Here is a 23,047-nt window from a genome sequence, read left to right as displayed (position 1 = left end):
CCCATCCCTGATGGTCCCGTGAAAACAGCTTTTTGAAACCAATAGCAGGAGACAACCATGAAACTGAACCTCAAACGCACATTGCCCGCCCTGGCTGCCGCCTTGCTGGCCGTCAGCCCCCTGCTCGCCAGCGCGCAGCAGGGTGTGACAGACACCGAAATCGTGATCGGCGAAATCGCGCCACTGACCGGGCCTGCTTCCGTCGGTAGCGTGGCCCTGAGCCTGGGCACCAAGATGGCCGTGGCCGAAGCCAATGCCGCCGGCGGCGTCAATGGCCGCAAGATCCGCGTGATTTCCGAAGATGACGGTTATGTCGTCACCCGCGCGGTGCAGGCCGCCCGCAAGCTGATCACCAGCGACAAGGTCTTTGCCCTCGCAGCCATCTCCGGCTCTGCACCCAGCGTCGCGCTGCTGCCCATGCTGAAGGAAACCGGCATTCCCGCCATCAACGTGCTGAGTTTTCCCGATTCGCTGCACACGCCTGTGGTGCCCAACATCTATGTCGGCGGCGCCTCGCACCAGGACAGCGTTGAGGCGCTGGTGACCGAGCTGAACAAGCTCTTCCCCAACAAAAAATGGGCAGTGGTCACGCAGGACGACGAACTCGGCTCGCTGATGCGTGAAGGCTGGGAGCGTGCTGCCGCCAAATACAAGCTCAATGTCGTCTACAAAACGGCCTATCGCCGGGGCCAGAAGGATTTCTCGGCCGAGATGCTGTCAGCCACCAAGGCCGGCGCGGAAATTCTGCTGGCCGGCGGCATCGTCACAGAGAACATCGCCATGGTGAAAGAGCTTGAACGCCTGGGCTCCAAGATCCCGGTAGGCGCAACCTGGATCGGCCGCTACCCCTCGGCCCTGCAGGCCATGGGTTCGGCAGCCAGCAACTTCTACATGATTGATTACGTTGTGCCAGAAGGCAGCGCCCAGAGCCGCGCCTTCTATGCGCGCGCCACCAAGCTGCTGTCCGAAGACGACCTGAAACGCGTCAACCGCTACACGCCAGTGGCCTACGCCGGCACCAAAACCCTGATCGAAGCCATGCGCCGCTGCGGCAAGGCGTTGACATGGGCCTGCACCATCAAGGAGATGGACAACACCAAGGACATGGAAACCTCGGTGATGGCCCCCATCAACTTCACAGCCAAGTCGCACTTCTCGCGCCAGAAGCTCAGCCTGATGAAGGCTAACGTGAAGTCGCTGGAGTTTGAACCGCTGCAGTAAGCCCGTATTCGTCCCAAGCAACGCTGCCATAGAAAAGGCTTGCTTGGGAATCGGGTTGCTAAATTGGCATAAGCGGGATTATTCCAGGTGTAATCTTCCCGAAAAAATGTTTATTGGCGCGGCTTCGAAGCTAGAGCTGCTGCCTACTGGCCCTAGATTCGTTGTGGAAGTAGGGAATCCAGCGAACTGGATTGCCTTGTCAATCAATTCGCACAACAACTTTTCCAAAGTGCGCCCCTGAGCTCAATTAAGCGAAGGCGTCTTGGGCTTCTTCAAACGCGAATGTCCTATCGATGACGGGTCTTATTTGATGCTGTGTCAAACAACAGTTCATTTGGTAATAGGCTTCGTGAGAGCCTACCGTGACGCTTCTTAGACAAATTCTTGCCCGCAAAATCGCCGAGCCATCTATCTGAGCATTTCGCTGCGTTCCAACAACGTGGACCTGGCCGCCCATACGGCAGGATGCAATGGAGGTCTCAAAAGTTGCGGGCCCGTGAGTCTCGACAACATGGTCGGCCCCATTGCTATCTGTAAGCTTGAGCACGGACTCATGCCACCGCGGATTATCCGCATAGTTGATGGCGTCTGTGGCCCCAAGTGTGAGTGCCCGTTCCAACTTGCTTTGGCTCGACGAGGTGATGATTACGCGAGCACCCATTGCACTCGCGAACTGCGCAGTAAAGAGTGCGACGCCTCCAGTTCCAAGGACAACCACGCTTTCCCCAGCACGCACCGGTACGGGACCGTTCAGAACACTCCACGCGGTCAACGCAGTACACGGAAGGGTAGCGGCTTCCTCCCAGCTCAGATAGTCGGGAATGCGTACGATTTCATCTGCATTAAAAACTTTCCACTGAGTAAGGACGCCATCAATTGTTGTCCCTGTGACCGACGCCGCCTTTTCACGAGTAATTCCGCCGGCAAGCCATCGCGGCATGAAGGTGCTGGAAACACGGTCACCTGGTCGCCATGCAGATACACCATCGCCCACGACCTCAACGACACCTGCGCCATCTGACAGCGGAATTGTGTCTTCCGGAACCGCGCCGCGGAAATTCTTGCCTGCAGCTATAAGCGTATCCCGGAAATTCACCGACACAGCCATCATGCGAACCAGAACCTGACCTCTCTGCGGCACTGGCATTCATTTATATTGAACCTAAAAGGCCAAAATCCGAGTTTTCAAGCTGTGCCGTATGGAAAACGTCTTACAAATTTGGGCAAATACCCCTACTTAAAATAATTTCATAAAGCAATTTCAATGCGTTGGATCATTGTCTGAAATTATCAAAATACCTAGACGAGAGCGCTGAAGAAATATTAGCTGAGTGGGACACATTTGCTAGAACCCTTGAGCCTGCTGCCTCAGGAATGGCGACAAAAGCCTTGCGTAATCACGCAAGGCAAATGCTCACTGCAATTTCTATAGATATAGACACCGCGCAAACCCAGCTGGAAAGCACGGATAAATCGCACGGTAAAGTCAGCCACTTTAAAAACACGGCTGCGTCGATTCACGGCACTCTGCGTGAGGGTAGTGGCTTTACGTTGGTGCAGTTGACTGCGGAATTCAGAGCATTGCGGGCCAGTGTGCTGCGTCTTTGGCTGGCGGGAGTCGTTACGTTTGATGAAGGCGTCACGCACGACATCGTGCGTTTCAATGAAGCGGTAGACCAAGCGCTGGCGGAGTCGGCTGTTACTTTTTCTCACCGCGGTAGCGAAACGCGCGATCGTATGCTGGCCATTCTTGGCCATGATCTGAGAACGCCCCTTTCAGCTATCAGCATGTCCGGGCAGTTGTTGGCGCGGCTGGGGAATGACTCCAGCAAAAACGAATCGATCGGCCTCAGGCTACAGAGAAGTGCCGCAACCATGACAGCCATGGTGAATGACCTGCTTGAATACTCGCGCAGCCAGCTGGACGGAAAAATGCCCCACACGCCTGAAAATTGCAGCATTGGTGAAGTGGCGCATAACGCGGTTGATGAGTCACGCCTTGCACACCCTGAATGTGAATATGTGCTTGAGGTGCACGGCGAGCTCAACGGTTACTTCGACTGCATTCGCATGCAGCAGGTCATGACCAACCTCTTGGCCAATGCCGCACAGTATCGGGAGCCGGGCACGCCTGTAAAGGTTAAGGTTGCTGGGCAGGCCGACGAGGTGAAAATTACCGTCAGCAATTACGGCGAGGCTATTCCGCCTGAATCCATGGAGGCGATATTCCTGGCCATGGTGCAGCTGCCGCTTGACGAAGAGGTGGCGAGGCGTCCCAGCACCAGCATGGGCCTCGGGTTGTTTGTTGCGCGTCAGATTGTTGAGCTTCACGGCGGCACGATTGAAGTTAGATCTAACCGCGAGGCAGGGACCTCCTTTGAAGTAACAATCCCGCGGCGCGGGGACTGGTAGTCGTCGATCGATCGCTAAAACCTTTTAAGCAACTGATCCTTAACTAAGCCATATCGGCCCATTCGAACTCGTTGTAAGCGACGAGGTAGTCGACGCTCTCAGCTAGATTGCTCAGTTGGCTGCCTAAAATCGCTTTCTCGGTGGACTGTCTGGAGTCTGACTTGATACGCCGCCGAGCTCTACCTGACCCAAGTTCTGAAAAAAAATTAAATCGATACTTTTTTTAGCAATCCCATCTTGACTTTGGCTTGAATCTCTGTGGTGCCGGAAGTACAACACCCGATGGGTGGTACGCATGAAATACAGGACTGGCGAAGGTTAAAAGACAGTAAGCAGTTGACTGTAGGGACTTACGCTCCCGAAAAAAAGAGCCTCCCAAAAAGCTTGGTTGCATGCAAGCCGGCAGGTGTCCAGTGCTGAGATGGCGCCATAGCCTTTACCAATATGGACGCCTGATCCGCCGCGTCAAGCGTAGGCAGTTGCTGTGTAAGGCTCTGCAGATCACTGTCCAACATCGATGTGGAGGGACTCTGCGTGTGAAGGTCCAGCGACATACCTGAGCGTGTCGCCGCGAGCCGAGCTGCTACCCTGAAGCTCGCCCGCCGCGGGACGCTATTCGCGCTGTCAATCTCCGCGTAAGAATGACCGTCACGGCTTGCATCACCCAGGATCCAGTCATGAATTACCTGTAGCTCGTAGGACGTGAACACTCCAAACATCTCGGCACGGCTGCCTTGAAGCAGTCCCCAGAAGCGGCTCTGCTCGACGGGAACCCCACGTTTTATCCAGCGGGCCTTCTCTAGGGCGGAAAGGAATTCAGGGATGTCTTCCTTGCGTGCCAACCAGTCATTGACGTTTCGGCCGCCAACGCGACAATAGTCTGAATGCGCGCCGTGTCCGGCTTCGCTCTTGTGGGCAAAGATTCGGACGACCTCGCGGTCGATATTAAATCCGTCGATTACGTCAGTGGTTCCGACACCTGCGTTGCTCAGCCCGTAACCTATACGGACTCGCCGCCAGAACTCGTCTGCACTGCCCAACTTCGGGATATTATCCAGTACTGCCTGAACCGCTCGGCGAGCATGTCCAGTGTTTGCGTTGTCGACTGTGACGTGCAATGTGAAGTAGTATGGATCAATCCCAAGCTCGTTGAGTTCGTAAGCGGTGATAAGTAAATGCAGTGGCAATTGCTCATACCCCAGATTGAAGCCAATCACCTCGGGTAGGTACTCCTCTGCGTGGCCAGCGAGTGCGAGTTGGATCAAGCCCTGGGTGTAGAAACTTTCGGCTAAGTCGTCTACGGGATCGAGACCGTACCGTGTCAATAACTGGCGGTAGATCAACACATGGTTTTTATCGTTAGATCCTTCGCCGAGTTCCTCGAAATAAGTGCGTATGAGATCTGCAAAGCGCGGATTGCGCCAGTGATTCAGTAGGCCATACACCCACGCACCGTCTACCAGCTTGGTCGGTGCAACCGCGCGGAGGAAATAAAGCGCATGGGCACGGTTGCTGAAATAGCGCCTCGGACTGCCAGCCTTGCGCTCTTCCAGGTACTGCCCATAGCGCGAAGTTGCAGGCTGACTGCTGGTCTGCATCCAGTCCTCCAATTCGTGTGCCTGCGCCGGTAGATCACAGGCCGATGCGTCGAGCTTGGCGATTTCACTTTCTAGGAAAAGACGGGCCTTGTGCTTGAGCTCTTCGCTTTCGAAATCTTCTGACAGGCCCTTGTATAGCTCGGCGAGCGTATTTGCATTAACCGTAGATTCTTCGAGTACAGGTGCAAACCATTCGTGTGCGGCAATAAACATGGGTTCAATCTGTGTTGGTAAGTGAACAGTGTTGTGCCTTGCAAGCGCCTCGCCTATAGGCTCTGCACATCAGGAAAGGTCGGAGGGTTCCTACCTTAAAAGACACTCAGCTTGTTAGCGCATCCCCACCAAGCCACCCCAGTGTTCTCAGCGCTTGCCAATCATGATTAATGACACGATCACCAATGTCAGTTCGGTAACGCATGTTGGGAACGATGACCTGCTGCGCGATGCGGTATGCGGCGTCCCTGGCCTGCATCACGCTGTAACCGGTTCCGGTAGCCACGCCCACATAACCGGTGGCACCGCTGGTTACCAAGTGGTCGCCTACTCGCTCGACCTCGGCAAAATAAATAGCCTTGCGATCCTGGTCAGAAAGTCCCGGGCGCAGACAGATGGGTTCTCCTTTCGAAAGCTGTTCATAGCCTTGGCTGTACGGAAAGGGCGGCACCGTCAGGACCACTCCTGCAGCAAATCCGCTACGCGTCCGCAGGCCCAGGCTGTCCCGGCGCGCCATCCGTTGGAAGATGTTTTCCCACGGATCGGCGTGCAGGGCTTCGCAGATGGCAAAACCGGGGTAGCCGAAACGGCTGGTGAATTCCAGCGGCCACAGCCCTTCTGCATTGACGATCATGTTGACGTTGATGTAACCACAATAGCCGCCATCAGCTAGCAGGCCCGTGAGCGGTGCAAGCGCCGCATCAAACAGCTTGCCCGCGCCCCGGTAGCTGACGATGGTTCCCATCTCACCGGTGAGTTCGCCGAGCTCACCCGGGAAAAAGTGCTTGTGTTCGAAGTCGATGCACACCGCCTCAAGGAAAGATCGGCCGTTGAAATAAGCGCCTACGCCGACTTCCACACCCTGCACATGCTGCATCAATACAAAGTCCGGCTTGCCGTCCCCGGGCGAATGGTCGCGATACATCTCAAGCAAGGCAAACATATCCGTACTGTCGTCCAGTTGCCCGATGTAGTTGCGGGTGCGTGGGCTATTGGCACCGTTGAACTTCAGCACATAACGCCCACTACGCCGCCTCAAAAAATGTAGCGCTTCGTCGTATGACACAAAACTGTGGCTGGCTGCGATGTGCAGCCCTGCATCCCGGAAGACCTGCTGACCGAATGAACGATCGGCCTCCAGACGGTCACCCAGAGCGCTGCCCCCAACGACTTGAAAGCCCTGCCGCCGCAGATCGTCCTGCAGCTGACCCTGGTCTGCGGATTCAAAAACAATGATGCCCTCCTTGCCGGCTTCGCGAATCCATCCGAGTTCTGACTGCCAGTCATGCGTAAAGTTCAGTATGCCCCGATAGATGTCTTGCCAAGCTTCCCCCGCAGTAAAGACCCTTACTTCATGCCCGCGCATTGACAGACCGTGATACATCGCCGCGAGGTCGTTGTATGTGCCTATGCCGAGAAACCTCATGGGCTGTTGCGCGAGTTGCTGTGCACGACTAGCCCCACGGCGGCAATACGCTCAGCATCTGCGTAGCCTGGTGTTTCCAGTTCTTCGCCAAAGACATCTGGGTCAATTTCGCGGTAGCTGAAATGCGCGCCTTTTTCCTGCAGGAATTGGGAAATCTTTTTGTGGAAAGGATCGACACCTTCAATGATGGCCACGCCGGTATACAGAATGAGCCTCCCCCCTGGGGCCAGTTTCGTCAGCCCTTCGAGGACGATGCGTTCCGACAATCCTGCGCCTCGCTCGCCGCCCCCGTTTCGGTATACACGGTGCGCCGGGTCTACCAGATACGGTGGGTTGGCGATCACCAGATCGAACAAGCCATCGGTGGGATTGAACAGGTCGCCCTGAAAAAAAGCCGCGCCTTCTAAGCCGGCCAGTCCGGCATTGGCGCGGGCAAAGTCCAGCGCCGTTTCATTGATGTCAGCAAAACCCGTTTCGGCAGGCTTGCTGCAGATAGCGGCCTCAATGCCGCCGGGGCCGCCGCCACAGCAAACATCCAGAATACGCGCGCCAGGCACCAATGATCGGGCTTGCATTTCTGCAGCGACCAGGTTTGCAAATCGATAGGTATCCGGTCCAAAAAAAATGGCGTTCGCATCGGTGGTCGGGTACGCCGAGTGGGCGTACAGGTGCTCACCGATGGAAGAAAAACGAACCCGGCTGCGAAAGTTTTCGCCTGCGACCTCCAAGAGGTCTGCGTCGCGTAGCCAGCCGAGTGCCCGGCTGTCCAGCATGTCTTCAGTGAAGGGCCGGCTCCAGCCGAAGACATCCCTCAAGTTGGTGGCTGAACTCGCATGGCGGGTATTCACGCGCTGGTGTGTAGCTGGCGTAGGCGTAACAAAGCGGTAGCCCTGACTGGCTAGCCAGTGCCCTAGCGATTTAAGGGAATGGACGAGTACCGTGCTCATACCTGTATTTGCAGCATCCGCAGTCTTAGAGGGTGAGCAGGATAGCCGCTCAGGGCGATGCCGAAGTATCAGTGGGTAAACAATGCAATGAGGATAATGATGGGCAGTGGCACGCCGAGCAGAAGAAGTAAAAGTGAACGCATGAATGGTCTCCTAGTGTTGGTATTCAAATGTCGCGATGACGGCCGCCGAAAGTAGCCATCAGGCTGGCGACAAAGGCGCCCAAGAGGAGCGACACGAAGAGCCACAGCGATGCATAGGCAGACGCCTTGCGAGCATCATCGGCAGCTGTTTTGGCCTTGTCCGCCACTTCTTTTGTTTTAGCCTGAACCCGGGTATAGGTGTCGGTGACGCGTTTTTCCGCGTCTTGCTGGCTGATGCCTGCACGCGGCGCCACCAGCTGGCCTACGTAGCGCACATCTTCGGGCGGCAGCGCGGCATCGTTGTTTAGGGCATTGGCAAAAATGCGCACGACTTCAGCGGTGGCAGGACGTGCATCAGGGTTCCACATTTGCATTGGGGCTGGTGCCATGACCGATGTGCTTGAAGAAGCCGTGCCCTGAATCGCCGTAGTTGCGGCTGCTGCCGCGGTGTCGCGACGAAACAGTGAGTCAACTGCATAGCCCTGAATCGGATCATTGCCGGCAGCCCCGCCGACGGTAGCAACTGCTGCGGTCGAGGCTGCGCCACCCGCAACCGCAATGCCGGCCTTCGCACTGCCCCCAACGATGGCAGTGACGGTGCCCGCCAGAAGAGCCGCGGTAACCAGGGTGGCAATCGACCAGGCCAGCAGGCCATGAGCCGTGTCGCGGAAGTAGACTTCGTCGTTATGCACGCCGGCCCACTTGCGGCGCAGGCGGCCCGCCAGGTACCCGCCAATGCCGGAGGCGGCGAGTTGCGTAAAGCTGAGCCAGAGAATGGTGCCGGCGCCGAAGGTCGCGGCACTGACACCTGCTTGGGCCCAAGGCGACACGGACGACAGACCAAGGCCGACACCCAGTATCAGCAGAATCAGTGAAAGGGCTGCGGCTGCCGTCGCGCCGGCAAATATCGCACCCCAGCTGACGCAGGACCCGTCTGCGCCTGCCCTTGTTCCGTATAGAGGTCCGTCGTCCTGAATCAAGCCTGCGGTGGGAATATAGGTATCTGACATTGTTATTTCCTCCAAAGGTTAGGTGTTGACAGAATATGCAAATGTGACTTCATGCTCGACGCTATTTGGTGCATGAACGTGTAGGCATTCAGCGCTTCGTTTGGTAGAAATTTGCCGAGGATTCCTTCAGAATGCTGATTTGCCCATCAGCTTCTAAAAAGGCGAATCGCATATCCGTTTGGTCGCAGTCAGCTTCCCTTAAGGCCTCTTCCACATCACTAACCGGAATGCGATATTTCTTCAGCGCGCCTGACAAAATTTTTCCGTCACGACCGATCAACACAGACTCGCCTTCAATAAGTTGCTGTAGTCGCGCACTTCTAGAAGTCAAAAACGCGATCAATAGATTAAGGGTAATGAGGGTGGCCGCAGCTAGTAGACCTCCGATGATGGAATCTTCACCGCCATTCAAAGACGAAGATACCGACTCGCTGAGTAACATCACTACCAGCAGATCGAAAGGTGTGAACTGCCCGACGGTACGTCTTCCAGAGAGTCGTACCATGACCAGTAAGGCGACGTAAATGATTGACGCTCTTAATGGCAATTCCCACCAGGATGTTTGAAGCTCAAACATAGCCTAACCTTTCAGATCACCCCGCCAACCAGCCCCAGTTGCAAAGCATCATTTGCCGTCAGGTACCAGTCTTTGGTATAGACATGTTTTTGGATATCTTGAGCACTCAGCGTACTGCCTTGTGCAAGCTGCGCGAACCCTTCGTGTTCAAGCCGCTGCCCCGATTCGATCTCAGCCAATACGTCATTGACGGTGGACATACAACCTCGCAACGCGCCTTCGAGGTTCAGTTGTTTTTTCATCTTGCGTTCGTGAATCAGAAGTTCGCAATCGGCCGTTAGGAATCGGTGTGTCTTGGGAAATGCGGACATGATCGTCACACCGGCTGAAAATACATACGTTTTTCCAAGGAAAAATATCTCAAGCCCGCAGTCCCTCCACATGCGCACCTCTTGCGCAATTCGACGACCAACGTCCGCGTCGCCCCCGGAAGTACTCAACTCCATAACGATTGACTTTCCAGGTTGAACTTCAGATTGCTGGCGGAAGAACTCAGAAAGCATGGTTTCGCCGACATTGCCAAAGAGTCGAATATCTGGAGAAAGCGAAGGTAATTTGATACTGCTGGACATACGAAGAGGGTCGTGGAGTTAATCGGACGAAGACAATGGGATCGGCTGTACAGTTTTCAAGTCAGACCTTCGCGCGCTGCAACGGTCGGGCCGGCGCACCATACGTCTATGCGCAGATCCGGCTCTACGACATGGCATTGATTAGGCAGCTGTATAAATTTTTCTAGAGCTTTGTGAGCGTCATCGCCCGTAATCACGCAGTGCTCGATCGGATGCCGCCAATGACAAGCAAGAATGACTCCCCCTGGTGTGAGCGTCTCCTGTGCCTTCCATGCGATTTCTTCAACCGCGTCCGCCTTAAGGTAGAAAAGGAATTCGCTCAACACGATCAGATCGAATTTGTCGCGAGGCCAATCCTTGGGCAGCCATGCCTTTCGGACCTCCACATTCTTCTGATCCTTAAGTCGTTCCCGAGTCAGGGCAACTGCCCTGTCAACGCCATCACTAACGAGTAGCTTTTCGCATCGGGTCCCAAGCCGGGCAGACAGTTCACCGTTTGCACACCCTGGCTCGAACCCATACGAATACCTGTCGGATGGCAAGCAAGCAAGGGTAAGTGCGCGTTTGCGACGTTCGTACCAACGCGACTGAAACTTCCAGGGGTCGTCGCTCTTGGCGAACATGGCATCAAAATATTCTGGGCGGTCTGGTTGAGACGTCGGATCGAGGGACATATTCAATTGATAAAAAAATATTCATGTTCGCGCGCAGCGCGGTCGACGATAGATGGAATAAGAATAGGGTTGGCCCTCAGCGCAGTTGTCTCCAGCTGGCTTCTATGGCGCGTCAGAGCTTGTCGTTTAGCTAATGATGCAAAAAATGGAAGGCGAAAAGCAATCAGCTTCTGCCAGGGAATGCGGTTATCGCCTGGATTAGCCCAATGCCACATCCACACCGGCGCTTGAAGCATTCGGCATCCTTTGCTTGCAGCTGCTTTTGAGGCGGCTTCGCCTACCGCTTCGTGATCAGGGTGACCATCCAAATGCCAGGTTGAGATCACCACATCTCGGGGACGAAGTAGGGCGTGAAGTCGTTTTTCGAGGACAGGTATTAGCCTCTGGATGTTCCCATCGGGTAGGCCAAGGCGAACGACGGACGAGGGCATGACATCCAGTTCTCGCAGCCCAGCATAGCTTTCTTCGGCCCTCCGCGCGCCTAGTCGTGCACCCGCTTGCACATCCGTTATTCCATGACTTGCCTCACCGTCTGTCACAGCAACAACGAGCGGTGAACGGTGCCCTGAGTACATTGCTAGAAGACCGCCACAGGACAGTACTTCATCGTCGGGATGGGGGGCGATAACTACCAGCCTTGAAGCGGGAGGGCAAAGCGCATCCAGGGTGATCAATGGGATTTTCTGATAGTTGAGCCAGGGTTGCCAGCTAGTTTCCGGCGTTCCTGCGTCCCGGATTGCCCTGTCATTTACAGCGACCATGCCGGAGCTTCCCTTGTGAGTGAACGCTCCCCCAAAGCTGCAAAATCTTTTTCCGCATGGCTTTGGCGGATGAACACTGGCAAATCCGCGGCAGCCTTCGCGAATTTCTCGTTCAGACAAAATGGTGTGGCACCCATGGCCTTACCCACCTCATCAATCACAGACTTTGCACATTTTTCAGCGGAGAGGCGAGCTGTCAATGCGACTTGACTGGCATCAAAAAACGGATGGTCATCAATCCATCGCGCTGCGTGGCGAAGTATCGCCCCCGTCTCTTCTAGCGCCAGGTCGATCTTGCCAAGGGATGCGAGCTTGTATCCCTGCTGGTCATCGCCCGAACTCTCCAGAAGCCCTTTTCGGAGCGCTGTAGCAATTCCTACTGCGCCTCCATACCAGCAAGCTGCTATGCCTGCGCCGCCTTGCCAAAAACCGGGGCGGCTCAGATATTGCCCGGCCTTACCCAGTCGGCTACCCTTTGCGCCATCGAAGGCGACATTGACGCTCATGCTGCTAGCCATTCCCACCGCTTTCCATTTGTCCGAATCGATGGCAATACCCGGCTGGTCAAGGTCGATGCTGATGAGATGAGGCAGATCTTCGTCTTTGGCCCAAGCGGTCAAAAGAGCGTGGTCGCCAGTTATCGCACCGGAGCACCAGTGCTTTGAGCCACTCAGCTCGACATCTGATCCATTGCCGTGAATCAATGCACGACCTTTTGGCGACTCTGCAGCCCAGACGCACCATGCTCCGGAAGATGTCGCAGCACTGCCTGGGGCAAGTTCATCGATGATCGCCAGTGCGTCGGTGTGACCTTCGTATAGTTTTGTGAGAGACAGGTCGAACTCGGCTACCGCCGCGAGTGCTTTCCAGCGTTCCAGCGTTCCCCCTCTGCCGGGGTAGGGGAGCTGATCGAGCCTGTTTTTTAAAAGCAACTCCAGCCAGTTGGCATCGTCCGGCATATCGCCATTGAACAAGTCAGTGATCCGTTCAGCAACTGCCGCGCTCATGCCGCCGCCACGTCCACTCCGACCCATTGGCGAAGCTGTTCTACTTTTTGCAAATACGCTCCGAATCCGCCTGGGGCCTTGAAGTTTTTTCGGACACTCGTTATTACTCTCGGTGCGCTAGACCATTCGACCCGCGCCCCGCACGTTTTTAGAGCTTCAACCAACGCCACATCTTCACCGGTTTGGAGTCCGATAAAGCCGCCAGCTGCGACGTAGGCTTGGGCGCTGACCCCCATGTTGGCACCATGTACGTGTGCATGACCGTTCGTATCTTTGTAAGTAAGGCGGAAGTGGCGACGCATGCGCTCGCCGTAAGTGCCCCAGTCTTCAACTGACACGGTGCCGCACACAGCGTCTGCGCCCAGTGCGAGTTGAGATGTCAGCCATTGAGGTCCTACCACGCTGTCGGCATCGGTAAACGCAAGCCACCGCGCGCCCCGAGCGAGCGCGGAAGCTGCGCCTGCTTGCCGCGCCAGCCCAACATTGTTCGCGCGTACTTCAATGGTTCTCACGCCCAGCGCTCGTGCCACGGACCCTGTCCTGTCGCGACAGGCATCGAGCACCACAATGATTTCGACAGCTTCGCCCGCAAGGGCGGGGGCTTGTGATGCGGTCAATAGGGATGTGACACAGCCTGCAATCGTTTCTTCTTCGTTATGGGCCGGAACGATGATGCCAATCACGATTTCTTTCCTCATTCTTGTTGGAACGACGCCATTTGTAACTCGCGCGCGTCTCCGCCCGCAAAACTCATCAGACGAGCGGCGGGTCAGTTTCACGGATTGGATGTCTATGATCCTGGAGCGCCTTAACGAATGCCTGAATAGCACTGTCGAGCTTTCCAGCCCCAACAACGATGCCTGGGTCGGGATCACCCGACGGAAGCGACGGGCTGACATCAGCCATATCAAATAGAGCTTGGGCCTCACCGATGGCCATGATGGTCTTGCAATGTCGATATTGGTCTTTGACGAATTCCATGGTGTGGCCGTCTGCCTTGAGAGCGGCTACGCCTTTTTCGCCATCGGCAAGTACCAAGGCGTCAAAAAGAAAGCCAGGCTCGTTTTCGAGCGAAGCATCTGCGTCGATGGCCGTACCGTCTGCTGTATTCACGGCACCGATACGGGGTGCCACAAAACGCGGCACGGCACCTTCAGCTACTAGTGCTTCATGCACTTGGGTAGCGGTGGCACCGATGGAGCCGTCAGCTATCAAAATTGCGATCTTGCGGGCGCGGATGCCTGTGGAACCCGGCTTGGCGAAAAGCGACAAAGACGGTGCGTGGGTGACCTCCGCCTTAGCCACGCGGTCGATGGCACGCGGCATGCGATCAGGAAGCTCCTTCATACCGAGGTCACGCGCCACCTTGGTGGCCAGTTCTTCAGACGCATTGCGTAACGACGAGATCATGCGTTCACGGATGGCTGGCACTGTCAGCTTGCTTAGCTCGAAGCGGAAGGCGGCGGCGATGTGGGCTTTTTCAGGTTCGGTTTGGCTGTTGTAGAAGAGGGTGGCCTGGGTGTAATGGTCAGCAAACTTTTCGGGTTTACCGCGCACCTTGCCCTGTTCTTCTTTAGCTTTGAGACGTTCAGGGAAAGTCACAAAGCCTTGGCCAGCCCCGGCCTGAAAAGGGCAGCCGCCAGCGAGTGAATTGGGCTCATAAGCCACCCGGCCGCGGTTGATGGCTTGTCGGTGCATGCCGTCTCGCTGATTGTTGTGTACTTGGGCGACGGGCGCGTTGATGGGAATTTCGTGGAAGTTAGGACCGCCCAGCCGGGTAATTTGCGTATCGACATATGAATGGATGCGACCGGCCAGCAGTGGGTCGTTTGAAAAGTCGATGCCCGGCACGACGTGAGCCGTACAGAATGCGACCTGCTCGGTTTCCGCAAAGAAATTGTCGGGGTTGCGATTGAGCACCATACGGCCGACTGGACGTACGGGGACCAGCTCTTCAGGAATCAGTTTGGTGGCGTCGAGGATGTCGAAGCTGAACTTGTCGGCTTCTTCTTCAGTGAAAATCTGCATGCCCAGTTCCCATTCAGGAAAGGCGCCGGCCTCGATCCGCTCCCACAGGTCGCGGCGGTGGTAGTCGGGATCGGCGCCGGAAATCTTTACGGCTTCATCCCACACCAGTGAGTTGAGGCCGTCCTTTGGTGTCCAATGGAACTTGACGAAGACTGACTCATTGTTTTCATTGACCAGCCTGAAAGTGTGTACGCCGAAGCCTTGCATGGTGGCGTAGCTGCGAGGGATGGCGCGGTCTGACATGACCCACATGAGCATGTGGGTGGACTCTGGCATCAGCGAGACGAAATCCCAGAATGTGTCATGCGCGCTGGCGGCTTGGGGCATCTGGTGGTGCGGCTCCGGTTTGACGGCGTGCACGAGGTCGGGGAATTTGATGGCATCCTGGATGAAGAACACTGGAATGTTGTTGCCGACCAAGTCCCAGTTGCCTTCATCGGTGTAGAACTTGACGGCAAAGCCGCGCACGTCGCGCGCGGTGTCTTTGGAACCGCGCTCGCCTTGCACCGTTGAAAAACGCACGAAGACGGGTGTGATCTTGCCCGCCTCTTTGAATGGCGCTGCCTTGGTGTATTGGCTCAGCGGCTCATAACACTCGAAATAGCCGTGGGCGCCCGAGCCCCGGGCGTGAACGATGCGCTCGGGTATACGCTCGTGGTCAAAGTGGGTCAGCTTTTCGCGCAAGATGAAGTCTTCAAGCAGCACCGGGCCCCGCGTGCCGTATTTGAGGGAGTTCTGGTTATCGGCAATGGCGACGCCCTGATTTGTCGTGAGCACTTGGCCAGACGAATCGACGCGTACGCGATCCAGCGGTTCAATGGACGAGTTCACGCCTTCGGGAGCGAGACTACCGGTCTTCTGCGTGCCGTTTTCTTCAGACAAGGTGCTGCCCGTTGGTAGCCTTGATGTAGCGGGCACGGTAGCACCTGGCTGGGGGTTTAGGCCGTTCTGAAAACCATGCTCGATGGACTTGTTTGAGTTAAAGGGCATCCCTGCTGCTAAGTCGCCAGTGTGCGCCGCCTTTTGTACCGCGGGATCTATGGCCGAGGGTGCCGGCGCTTTGGAAGGAGCGCTATCGGTGTTTCGGGCAGCAGCTTTCGCTTTAGAGTCTTCCTTGTTCTGAGCGCTAGGTTTTGGCATGGTGGGAATGTTCTAGATTTGGTACGGCGGAATTGCCATTCGCGAATCTAGAGTGGTGCCAAAAGTTCGTTTGTAGGACGATTCCCTAGGCGGAAAGCGGAACAAGTCAACTTTCACTTAAATACGTCATAGGACATTGTGAGAAGTCAAAACGTCTGGTCCTAATCAGGCTTTTATCAAACTCCTTGATGGGAAGGTCATGAATAAAACCATTGCTGACGGTGAGACTTCCGACAATCATCCTTTTGCAGGAAAGGTGAATCGCGTTATAGGAAGTTTCACGGAAAAGAATATCGAAGCCATTCTTTGCCATGAGGATGAACGGCGCAAACGTAAATCCGCGTTTTACCGTGGGGTACAAAAGCTTGCAGCGTTCTGCGGGAGCCTGACTTTTTTATGGATTCAGTTCGTATGGTTCGCCTGCTGGATTGGGTTCAACGTAGCGTTCAAACCCTTCGATCCATATCCGTTTCAATTCTTGATGCTTATGGTCTCATTGGAGGCGATATTTCTCTCCGTGCTCATCCTGATCAGCCAAAATTTTTCCGCTGTGGAAAGTGAGCGGCGGCATCATCTGGATCTGCAAATGAATCTGCTCACTGAAAGGGAAACCACGGCTGTATTGCGGCTACTGGCAAAAATGGCGGCGAAGATGGATATCCCTGCGACTGAGCGCGAGGAGGTTATGGGATTTTCCGACAATACCGATCCGGCAGCAGTCCTTCAGCAGATCATCGCCGCGGAGCATCAGCATCGGGCCAAAATTTGAACTGACTGAAGCAAAAAGTTTAGGCATCGCCACGGAGTGCGGCGTCCTCTAAGCTGCTTCGTGCTGGTTTGAGTCCAGTGCTTGCCTACCTTTGTCGGTGATAAGAAGCACGTTCGCGGACTGTTGGTCTCCCGATGCCGCAGGAAGCAAGACGGTCACATAGCCAGCAGCTCTGAGCACGCGCAGCTTGTCAACGTCACCCGGGTCAGTGACTTTGAGTGGCAACGGCTTGTCGGCAATTGTTTTTAGAAGCTCAAGCGGCATGAGCTACCTCCTTTGGGACCAGTTTTAGATGAGTTATGCCTATCCTTAAAGGGCAAGGCAAGCAAATATACAAATTGAAACTTTTTCGCCCTCAGAAAGAGCAGTCCTACGCATCAAGCATCAAATCTCTGACTTTTTGGAAGCGCTTAAATTTATAGGCTGTGTAGCTTCATTAAGGAGACACATGAAAGCTCTCACCTACCAAGGCGCCAAGGATGTTCGTGTAGAAACTGTGCCAGATCCCATACTGATGGCGGACGACGACATTATTGTGAAAGTCACCGCGACCGCCATTTGCGGATCGGATCTTCACATTTATCGAGGCAAGATCCCCGAGATGAAGCATGGCGATATTTTGGGTCATGAATTCATGGGAGTGGTGACAGATGTCGGGCCCGGCGTGACAGATCTGAAGCAGGGGGATCGCGTCGTTATTCCTTTCGTCATTGCTTGTGGGGAATGCTTTTACTGCAGCAAAACATTATTTGCGGGGTGCGAAACCACCAATCCCGGCCGCGGCGCCATTTTGAACAAGAAGTCCGCGACGCCTGGTGCGGGCCTTTTCGGCTACAGCCACCTCTATGGCGGCTACTCAGGAGGGCAGGCGGAGTATGTGCGTGTTCCGAAAGCCAATGTTGGACCTCTGAAGATCCCCGACGTCTTGACCGACGATCAGGTGCTTTTTCTCTCCGATATCCTGCCGACAGGATATCAAGCAGCGGTCAACGCCCAGTTGGGCCCCGGCTCATCTGTTGCCATTTTTGGCGCTGGCCCAGTAGGCCTCATGGCGGCGCTTTCAGCCAAGTTTCTGGGTGCCGAAAAGATATTTATGGTGGACCATAACGACTACCGACTGAGGTTTGCACAAGAAACCTACGGCGTCATACCCATCAATTTTGACAAGGATGAGGACCCTGCTGAGACCATTTTGAAAGGCACGGAATTCCATGGCGTTGATGCAACTATCGACGCTGTCGGGTTTGAGGCCAAAGGGAGTGCTCTAGAGACTGCGCTGACCGCAATGAAGATGGAAGGTTCCAGTGGCAAGGCGTTGCGTCAGTGCATTGCTGCCACCAGGCGCGGCGGAGTGGTCAGTGTTCCGGGCGTGTATGCCGGATTCATCCATGGCTTTCTTTTCGGGGATGCATTCGAGAAAGGGTTGATTTTCAAAATGGGACAAACTCATGCCCAGCGGTATATGCCCGAATTGCTGGAACATATTGGCAAGGGGAAGATGAAGCCAGAAGTCATCATTACCCACCGCATGAAGCTGGATGAAGCTGCACGCGGCTACGAAATCTTTGAAAAAAAGCAAGAGGACTGCCGCAAGGTCGTTCTCACGCCATAACTCAGGAGCAAACGATGACAGCTGCAAATATGATCGGATCCGGCGACGGTACCAGGCCCACCACTGATGGAGGGGTCGACAATGTTGGGGCCGCTGGCACTTTTACGCCGGGCCAAGGAGGCAAATCAGCTCCAGCTCCTAAAGAGAAAATGTCTGAAACCAAAAAAGATTCTGTTGCCGCCAAGAGCGATGACTCGGCTCCCTTGGATATGAGGCAGTCCATGAGCAGCAGCAAAAATACTGAGCCCGTCTCTTCTAATCTTGGTCGCAAGTAAGCCACTGCAGCGCAAAAATTCGGCGCCTACGCATGGACAAGAAGCAGCTTCCGAAGGCCAAAGAGGTGCTGCTGCTGGTGGATGTCATCAACCCACTCAATTTTCCTGGAGCGGAAGACTTGGCGTCCCCGGCCATTGAAGCTGCGAAGTGCATCCGAAAACTAAAGGCCCAATTACGCCGTCAAGGTATTCCGACGATTTATGCCAACGACAACTACGGTGTGTGGCAGTCTGATTTCAAGGATTTGATCCGCAGCTGTAAAAAATCACCCGGACCGGCTGCGAAGCTCGTCACGTTGCTGCCACCGCAGCGCGGTGATCTGACAATATTAAAGCCCAGGCACTCAGCTTTTCTCGGAACGCCCTTGGATCTGATGCTCGATCAGATGGGAGTCAAGACAATTATTTTGGCCGGCTTTGCCACTGACAGCTGCATTCAACTCACTGCGATGGACGGCTTCCTTCGTGGATATCAAATCAAGGTACCAAGTGATTGCACCGCAGCTGAATCTGCGCAACACAAAAAGCAATCTCTGGAGCACATGCAGCGTATATTGAAATGCTCCATTAAGCCGCTCTCACATGGCTAATCGGCATGCAGGTTCTAAGCAGATTTTCCCGTTCCGGGTTCAGCAAGTTTGCGGTGCTGTTCAGCAGTTACCTGTGAAGGCATGACCTTTGACATAGCGACCATCATCTTGTTTTTGAAGCCGGCCACCACGTCCGCTTCGCCGTCTTGCATCGCCTTAAAGCCTATTTTGGCAACTTCAGCTGGATCCATCTTGTTCTCATCCGTGCCTACCTTGGTATCCAGCATGTCTGCGCGTGCAAAAAATTCCGTATCAGTCACTCCAGGCATCAAACACGTAACAGTCACGCCAGAATCCTTGATCTCGTTACGCAGGGCGGCTGTGAAAGAATCCACAAATGCTTTGGTACCGTTGTAGACCGCCTGAAAAGCGCCAGGCTGGAAACCAGCAATGGATCCGGTCACAAGAATCTTTCCGCTACCCGCTGCCACCATTACCTTCCCGATTTGCTGAAGCAGGTAGATTGTTCCGGTGATATTCGTGTTGATGACGTGCTGAATCTCAATGAAGTCTTGTTCCAGAAAGGATCTTCCCAGTCCGTGTCCTGCATTGGCCATCAATGCCGCGACTTTTCTCCCGTCGACCGCAGCGCACACCTTGTCCACTCCTTCGCGGCTGGCAAGGTCTGCTTGAACGACGGCTAGGCTTGCCCCTAAAGCTTCAAAATCGGTAACTGCAGCATCTAGCGGCTGATCGGCTGCAACGATCAGGTCATAACCTTCTTCTGCGGCACACTTGGCAAGGTTGTATCCAATCCCCGACGATGCGCCGGTCACGATAGCTAGAGGCGAGAACTGGCTGATTGCATTGACAGGTACTCCAAAAGCGTAAATGAAAGATGTATTTGATTTTGTGGCGCCCACTGGTGCAGTCTGTCAGACATAACCTCATTACGTCTGTAGCATCTCTACAAGTGCCCGGCCTTAGGTTATCGCCAGTACCTGGTTGATAAAAGGGGCCGTCCGGCTGTCGCGTGACGCGGCCACTTTGGCGGGGCGGCCGGACGCGACAATCCTGCCACCTTCGCTGCCCGCGCCAGGGCCCATGTCGATGACCCAGTCGCTTTGCGCCACCACACGCATCTCGTGTTCCACTACCACCACCGTGTTGCCAGCCTCGATCAGGCCGTTAAGTTGCAGCAGCAGTCGGTCGACGTCGGCCGGGTGAAGGCCGGTGGTGGGTTCATCCAGCACATACAGCGTATGTCCGCGGGGCGCGCGCTGCAGTTCGGTTGCCAGCTTGATGCGTTGCGCTTCACCGCCTGACAGCTCCGTCGCCGGCTGGCCCAGCCGCAGGTAGCCGAGGCCGATGTCGCGCAGGACCGTGAGTGGCCGGAGGACTGCCGGCTCACCCGCAAACTGCCGGCAGGCTTCGCTCACTGTCATGGCCAGGATCGCGGCGATGTTTTTGTCCTGCCAGGTGACCTCCAGGGTCTGGGCGTTGTAGCGCGTTCCCTTGCAGTCGGGGCAGGGCGCGTAGACGCTGGGCATGAAGAGCAACTCTACGGACACAGACCCTTCACCTTCGCAGGTCGCACAACGGCCTTTCGGCAGATTGAAAGAAAACCGGCCGGCCTCGTACTTGCGTCGCTTCGCCAAAGGCGTGGCGGCGAACAGTTTCCTGACGTTGTCAAACAGGCCGGTATAGGTTGCAAGGTTGGAGCGCGGTGTGCGGCCTATGGGGCGCTGGTCCACCTGCACCAGCCGTTTGATTTGTGACACGCCGCCCGCTAAACGGCCAGCAGTGGTTGCCTCGGGTTCTGCTTCGAGCAGCGTGTTGAGCGACTGGCCTTCATCTTCGTTATCCGCGTTCAGGTCGGTTCCCAGATGCGCGGACACAAGGTCAAGCAGCGCCTGGCTGATCAGGCTGGATTTCCCCGAGCCCGAGACCCCTGTGACCGCCGTGAAACAACCCAGGGGAATCGACGCATCGAGCTGCTGCAGATTGTTTCTGGTGATGCCTTCCAGTTTCAGCCAGCCCGTGGGCGTGCGCTCTTTCAATGGAAGGCGCTGGCTGTTGCCAAACAAATATTTGCGTGTTTGGGACGCCTCAATGCTGACCAGTCCCTGCGGTGGTCCGCTGTAGAGAATCTCGCCGCCGAGTTCCCCGGCCGCCGGCCCGACATCGACCAGCCAGTCGGCCCGCCGTATCATGGCGACGTCATGCTCGACCACAAACAGGGTGTTGCCTGTGGCCTTCAACCGGTAGAGGGCATCGAATAGCGCCTCGCCATCCGACGGGTGCAGGCCGGCGGTGGGCTCGTCGAGCACATAGATCACGCCGAAAAGATGCGAGCCCAGCTGCGTCGCCAGACGAAGGCGCTGCAGTTCACCGGGCGACAGCGTGGGGGTGCTGCGGTCGAGCGTGAGGTAACCCAGGCCGAGGTTGCTGAGTGTGGCCAGCCGGCCCAGCATGTCTTGGCTGAGGCGCTGGGCGGCGAGGACTTTCTCCGCGCTGAGGTTGGAGGTCCTGCGCACATCGGGCGATGCCGAGTGGCTGGCGCCACCGGCGGCGATGCGCGCCTCATTGGCCTTGCGCGATGCCTGCCGGCTGAGTGACGGCGCCGCTTCGTTGAGCAATTGCAGCTTGCCGTCGGCTACCGGCTCCAACAGGGCGGCTAGCTGGTCGAGCGGGAGTTTCGACAGCTCTGCAATGTCAAGTCCTGCAAAGGTAACCGACAGCGCTTCGCGCTTGAGCTTCTTGCCTTCGCACAGCGGGCAGGTGCCGCCCCTCATGTAGCGTGACACGCGTTTTTTCATGAGCGCACTGGAGCTGGTGGCAAAGGTATGCAGCACGTAGTTGCGAGCGCTGGTGAAGGTGCCCTGGTAGCTCGGCTCCATCTTGCTGCGGAGGGCGGCGCGGGTTTCTTTTGGCGTGAAGCCGGCATACACCGGGACGGTCGGCGTCTCGTCGGTGAAAAGAATCCAGTCGCGGTCTTTTTGCGGCAGGTCTTTCCAGGGTTTGTCGACGTCGTACCCCAGCGTGACCAGGATATCGCGCAGGTTCTGGCCGTGCCAGGCAGGCGGCCATGCGGCGATGGCCCGGTCCCGGATGCTCAGGTTGCTGTCGGGCACCATGGTTTGCTCGGTCACTTCATACACCCGGCCCAGACCGTGGCATTCGGGGCATGCACCCTGCGGCGTGTTGGGAGAGAAGTCTTCCGCATAAAGCATGGCCTGCCGCGGCGGGTAGGCGCCGGCCCGCGAATACAGCATGCGTAGCAGACTTGACAGCGTGGTTACACTGCCCACCGATGAGCGCGCGCCCGGCGAGCCGCGTTGCTGCTGAAGCGCCACGGCAGGCGGTAATCCTTCGATGCTGTCGACTTCCGGCACGCCGACCTGGTCGATCAGGCGGCGGGCATAGGGCGATACGGATTCGAGGTAGCGGCGCTGCGCTTCGGCATAGAGGGTGCCGAAGGCCAACGATGACTTACCCGAGCCCGACACGCCGGTGAATACCACCAGTGCGTTGCGCGGGATGTCGACATCGATGTTCTTGAGGTTGTGCTCGCGGGCGCCGCGTACGCGGACGTAGGCGTCCGATGCCGGTTCTGCCTCTTGGTTGATTGTTGTCGCCAGTTCTACTAAGGAGGGCTTTTTGTTTGTCACACCTAACGTTAGGCAACAAACAAAACGCTATGAGTGGGAGGAAACCGAAGAACCTGTAGGAATTCAATATTTAACGAAGAATTGCTGCAAATACTTAGATGACTAATGAAAATAGCTGATCGGTGCCCCAGTCATTCCCATGAACATTCGACTTAATGCGGTCCCTTATATATAGAGGCTCTCGCTAGCCGCTCAGGTGTGCCTGTATATAGAGCGATCTCGGTAGATGATCAGGAGTACTTATATATAGAGGACTTTTGCAAACCTTTGGAGTTGACGGTACTTATGACGGTATTTTTGGTTTGTTATTGGTATTTCACCAATAGAGTGTGAGTCAGATAATCGCACCATTTATTCAAAAGCATCGCCAGGCCTGCGCTTTCGCAGCACCGGTCTGGCGACGATGCAGGCGACTCGAACGCCCCCACAACTCTTTCTTTTTTTGCTGCGTTGCCGGGCTA

General features: G+C 55.8%; 21 protein-coding genes. 6 read left to right on the top strand and 15 right to left on the bottom strand.

The window, feature by feature from the left end:
• Positions 1-57: 57 nt before the first annotated feature.
• Complete coding sequence (locus ACFQND_RS26700; protein WP_371434895.1) at positions 58-1,221, top strand: ABC transporter substrate-binding protein; 1,164 nt, start codon at positions 58-60, stop codon at positions 1,219-1,221.
• Between the two features lie 247 nt (positions 1,222-1,468).
• On the opposite strand, the gene ACFQND_RS26695 is transcribed toward ACFQND_RS26700, so the two are convergent.
• Positions 1,469-2,368: a zinc-dependent alcohol dehydrogenase family protein gene (locus ACFQND_RS26695; protein WP_371434896.1), complete on the bottom strand. Its 900-nt coding sequence runs from the start codon at positions 2,366-2,368 to the stop codon at positions 1,469-1,471.
• A 122-nt stretch (positions 2,369-2,490) separates the two neighbouring features.
• Here ACFQND_RS26695 and ACFQND_RS26690 point away from each other — a divergent pair, with 122 nt between their 5' ends.
• Positions 2,491-3,633, top strand: coding sequence for a sensor histidine kinase (locus tag ACFQND_RS26690; protein ID WP_377415146.1), 1,143 nt, complete (start codon positions 2,491-2,493; stop codon positions 3,631-3,633).
• 350 nt (positions 3,634-3,983) lie between these two features.
• Here ACFQND_RS26690 and ACFQND_RS26685 read toward each other — a convergent pair whose 3' ends face one another.
• The 11 genes from ACFQND_RS26685 to ACFQND_RS26635 form a co-directional block, all read right to left on the bottom strand.
• On the bottom strand, positions 3,984-5,444 hold the full coding sequence (locus tag ACFQND_RS26685; RefSeq protein WP_371434898.1) for an iron-containing redox enzyme family protein: 1,461 nt from the start codon (positions 5,442-5,444) through the stop codon (positions 3,984-3,986).
• A 106-nt stretch (positions 5,445-5,550) separates the two neighbouring features.
• Entirely contained in the window at positions 5,551-6,870 is a 1,320-nt protein-coding gene (locus tag ACFQND_RS26680; protein ID WP_371434899.1) for a phosphoribosylglycinamide synthetase C domain-containing protein, read from the bottom strand.
• Positions 6,867-7,643, bottom strand: a complete 777-nt coding sequence (locus ACFQND_RS26675; RefSeq protein ID WP_371434900.1) for a methyltransferase — start codon at positions 7,641-7,643, stop codon at positions 6,867-6,869. Before ACFQND_RS26675 ends, ACFQND_RS26680 begins: the two co-directional genes overlap by 4 nt.
• A gap of 340 nt (positions 7,644-7,983) precedes the next feature.
• Complete coding sequence (locus ACFQND_RS26670) at positions 7,984-8,970, bottom strand: hypothetical protein (RefSeq protein WP_371434901.1); 987 nt, start codon at positions 8,968-8,970, stop codon at positions 7,984-7,986.
• 88 nt (positions 8,971-9,058) lie between these two features.
• Complete coding sequence (locus tag ACFQND_RS26665; protein WP_371434902.1) at positions 9,059-9,547, bottom strand: DUF421 domain-containing protein; 489 nt, start codon at positions 9,545-9,547, stop codon at positions 9,059-9,061.
• 11 nt (positions 9,548-9,558) lie between these two features.
• Positions 9,559-10,119, bottom strand: a complete 561-nt coding sequence (locus ACFQND_RS26660; protein WP_371434903.1) for an ATP-dependent Clp protease proteolytic subunit — start codon at positions 10,117-10,119, stop codon at positions 9,559-9,561.
• 56 nt (positions 10,120-10,175) lie between these two features.
• The gene (locus ACFQND_RS26655; protein WP_371434904.1) at positions 10,176-10,793 is read right to left on the bottom strand and encodes an SAM-dependent methyltransferase; all 618 of its coding nucleotides are present in this window, start codon (positions 10,791-10,793) and stop codon (positions 10,176-10,178) included.
• 2 nt (positions 10,794-10,795) lie between these two features.
• Positions 10,796-11,554: a PIG-L deacetylase family protein gene (locus ACFQND_RS26650; RefSeq protein WP_371434905.1), complete on the bottom strand. Its 759-nt coding sequence runs from the start codon at positions 11,552-11,554 to the stop codon at positions 10,796-10,798.
• Positions 11,542-12,561, bottom strand: a complete 1,020-nt coding sequence (locus ACFQND_RS26645; protein WP_371434906.1) for an acyl-CoA dehydrogenase — start codon at positions 12,559-12,561, stop codon at positions 11,542-11,544. Before ACFQND_RS26645 ends, ACFQND_RS26650 begins: the two co-directional genes overlap by 13 nt.
• Positions 12,558-13,244, bottom strand: coding sequence for a glycosyltransferase (locus ACFQND_RS26640; RefSeq protein ID WP_371435048.1), 687 nt, complete (start codon positions 13,242-13,244; stop codon positions 12,558-12,560). The genes ACFQND_RS26645 and ACFQND_RS26640 overlap by 4 nt, the downstream gene beginning before the upstream one ends.
• Positions 13,245-13,314: 70 nt before the next feature.
• Positions 13,315-15,729, bottom strand: coding sequence for a catalase (locus ACFQND_RS26635; RefSeq protein ID WP_371434907.1), 2,415 nt, complete (start codon positions 15,727-15,729; stop codon positions 13,315-13,317).
• Positions 15,730-15,928: 199 nt separating this feature from the next.
• Here ACFQND_RS26635 and ACFQND_RS26630 point away from each other — a divergent pair, with 199 nt between their 5' ends.
• Complete coding sequence (locus ACFQND_RS26630) at positions 15,929-16,498, top strand: DUF1003 domain-containing protein (protein WP_371434908.1); 570 nt, start codon at positions 15,929-15,931, stop codon at positions 16,496-16,498.
• Between the two features lie 48 nt (positions 16,499-16,546).
• Here the strand turns inward: ACFQND_RS26630 and ACFQND_RS26625 are convergent, their stop codons facing one another.
• Positions 16,547-16,762, bottom strand: coding sequence for a hypothetical protein (locus ACFQND_RS26625; protein ID WP_371434909.1), 216 nt, complete (start codon positions 16,760-16,762; stop codon positions 16,547-16,549).
• Positions 16,763-16,946: 184 nt separating this feature from the next.
• On the opposite strand from ACFQND_RS26625, the gene ACFQND_RS26620 reads away from it, so the two are divergent.
• Genes ACFQND_RS26620 through ACFQND_RS26610 form a run of 3 tightly spaced genes read left to right on the top strand, consistent with a single transcriptional unit; the run spans position 16,947 to position 18,975 of the window.
• Positions 16,947-18,110 carry a zinc-dependent alcohol dehydrogenase gene (locus ACFQND_RS26620; protein WP_371434910.1) on the top strand — a complete coding sequence of 388 codons (1,164 nt, stop codon included), beginning with the start codon at positions 16,947-16,949 and terminating at the stop codon, positions 18,108-18,110.
• A gap of 14 nt (positions 18,111-18,124) precedes the next feature.
• A complete protein-coding gene (locus ACFQND_RS26615; RefSeq protein WP_371434911.1) occupies positions 18,125-18,385 on the top strand; it encodes a hypothetical protein in 261 nt (86 codons plus the stop codon).
• A gap of 32 nt (positions 18,386-18,417) precedes the next feature.
• On the top strand, positions 18,418-18,975 hold the full coding sequence (locus tag ACFQND_RS26610; protein WP_371434912.1) for a cysteine hydrolase family protein: 558 nt from the start codon (positions 18,418-18,420) through the stop codon (positions 18,973-18,975).
• Between the two features lie 14 nt (positions 18,976-18,989).
• Here the strand turns inward: ACFQND_RS26610 and ACFQND_RS26605 are convergent, their stop codons facing one another.
• The gene (locus tag ACFQND_RS26605; protein ID WP_371435049.1) at positions 18,990-19,778 is read right to left on the bottom strand and encodes an SDR family NAD(P)-dependent oxidoreductase; all 789 of its coding nucleotides are present in this window, start codon (positions 19,776-19,778) and stop codon (positions 18,990-18,992) included.
• A gap of 120 nt (positions 19,779-19,898) precedes the next feature.
• Complete coding sequence (locus ACFQND_RS26600) at positions 19,899-22,586, bottom strand: excinuclease ABC subunit A (protein ID WP_449301359.1); 2,688 nt, start codon at positions 22,584-22,586, stop codon at positions 19,899-19,901.
• Positions 22,587-23,047 lie beyond the last annotated feature (461 nt).

The organism is Polaromonas aquatica (assembly GCF_042659145.1).
GTDB lineage: Bacteria > Pseudomonadota > Gammaproteobacteria > Burkholderiales > Burkholderiaceae_C > Polaromonas > Polaromonas aquatica.
This window is presented reverse-complemented; position numbering and strand designations above follow the sequence as displayed.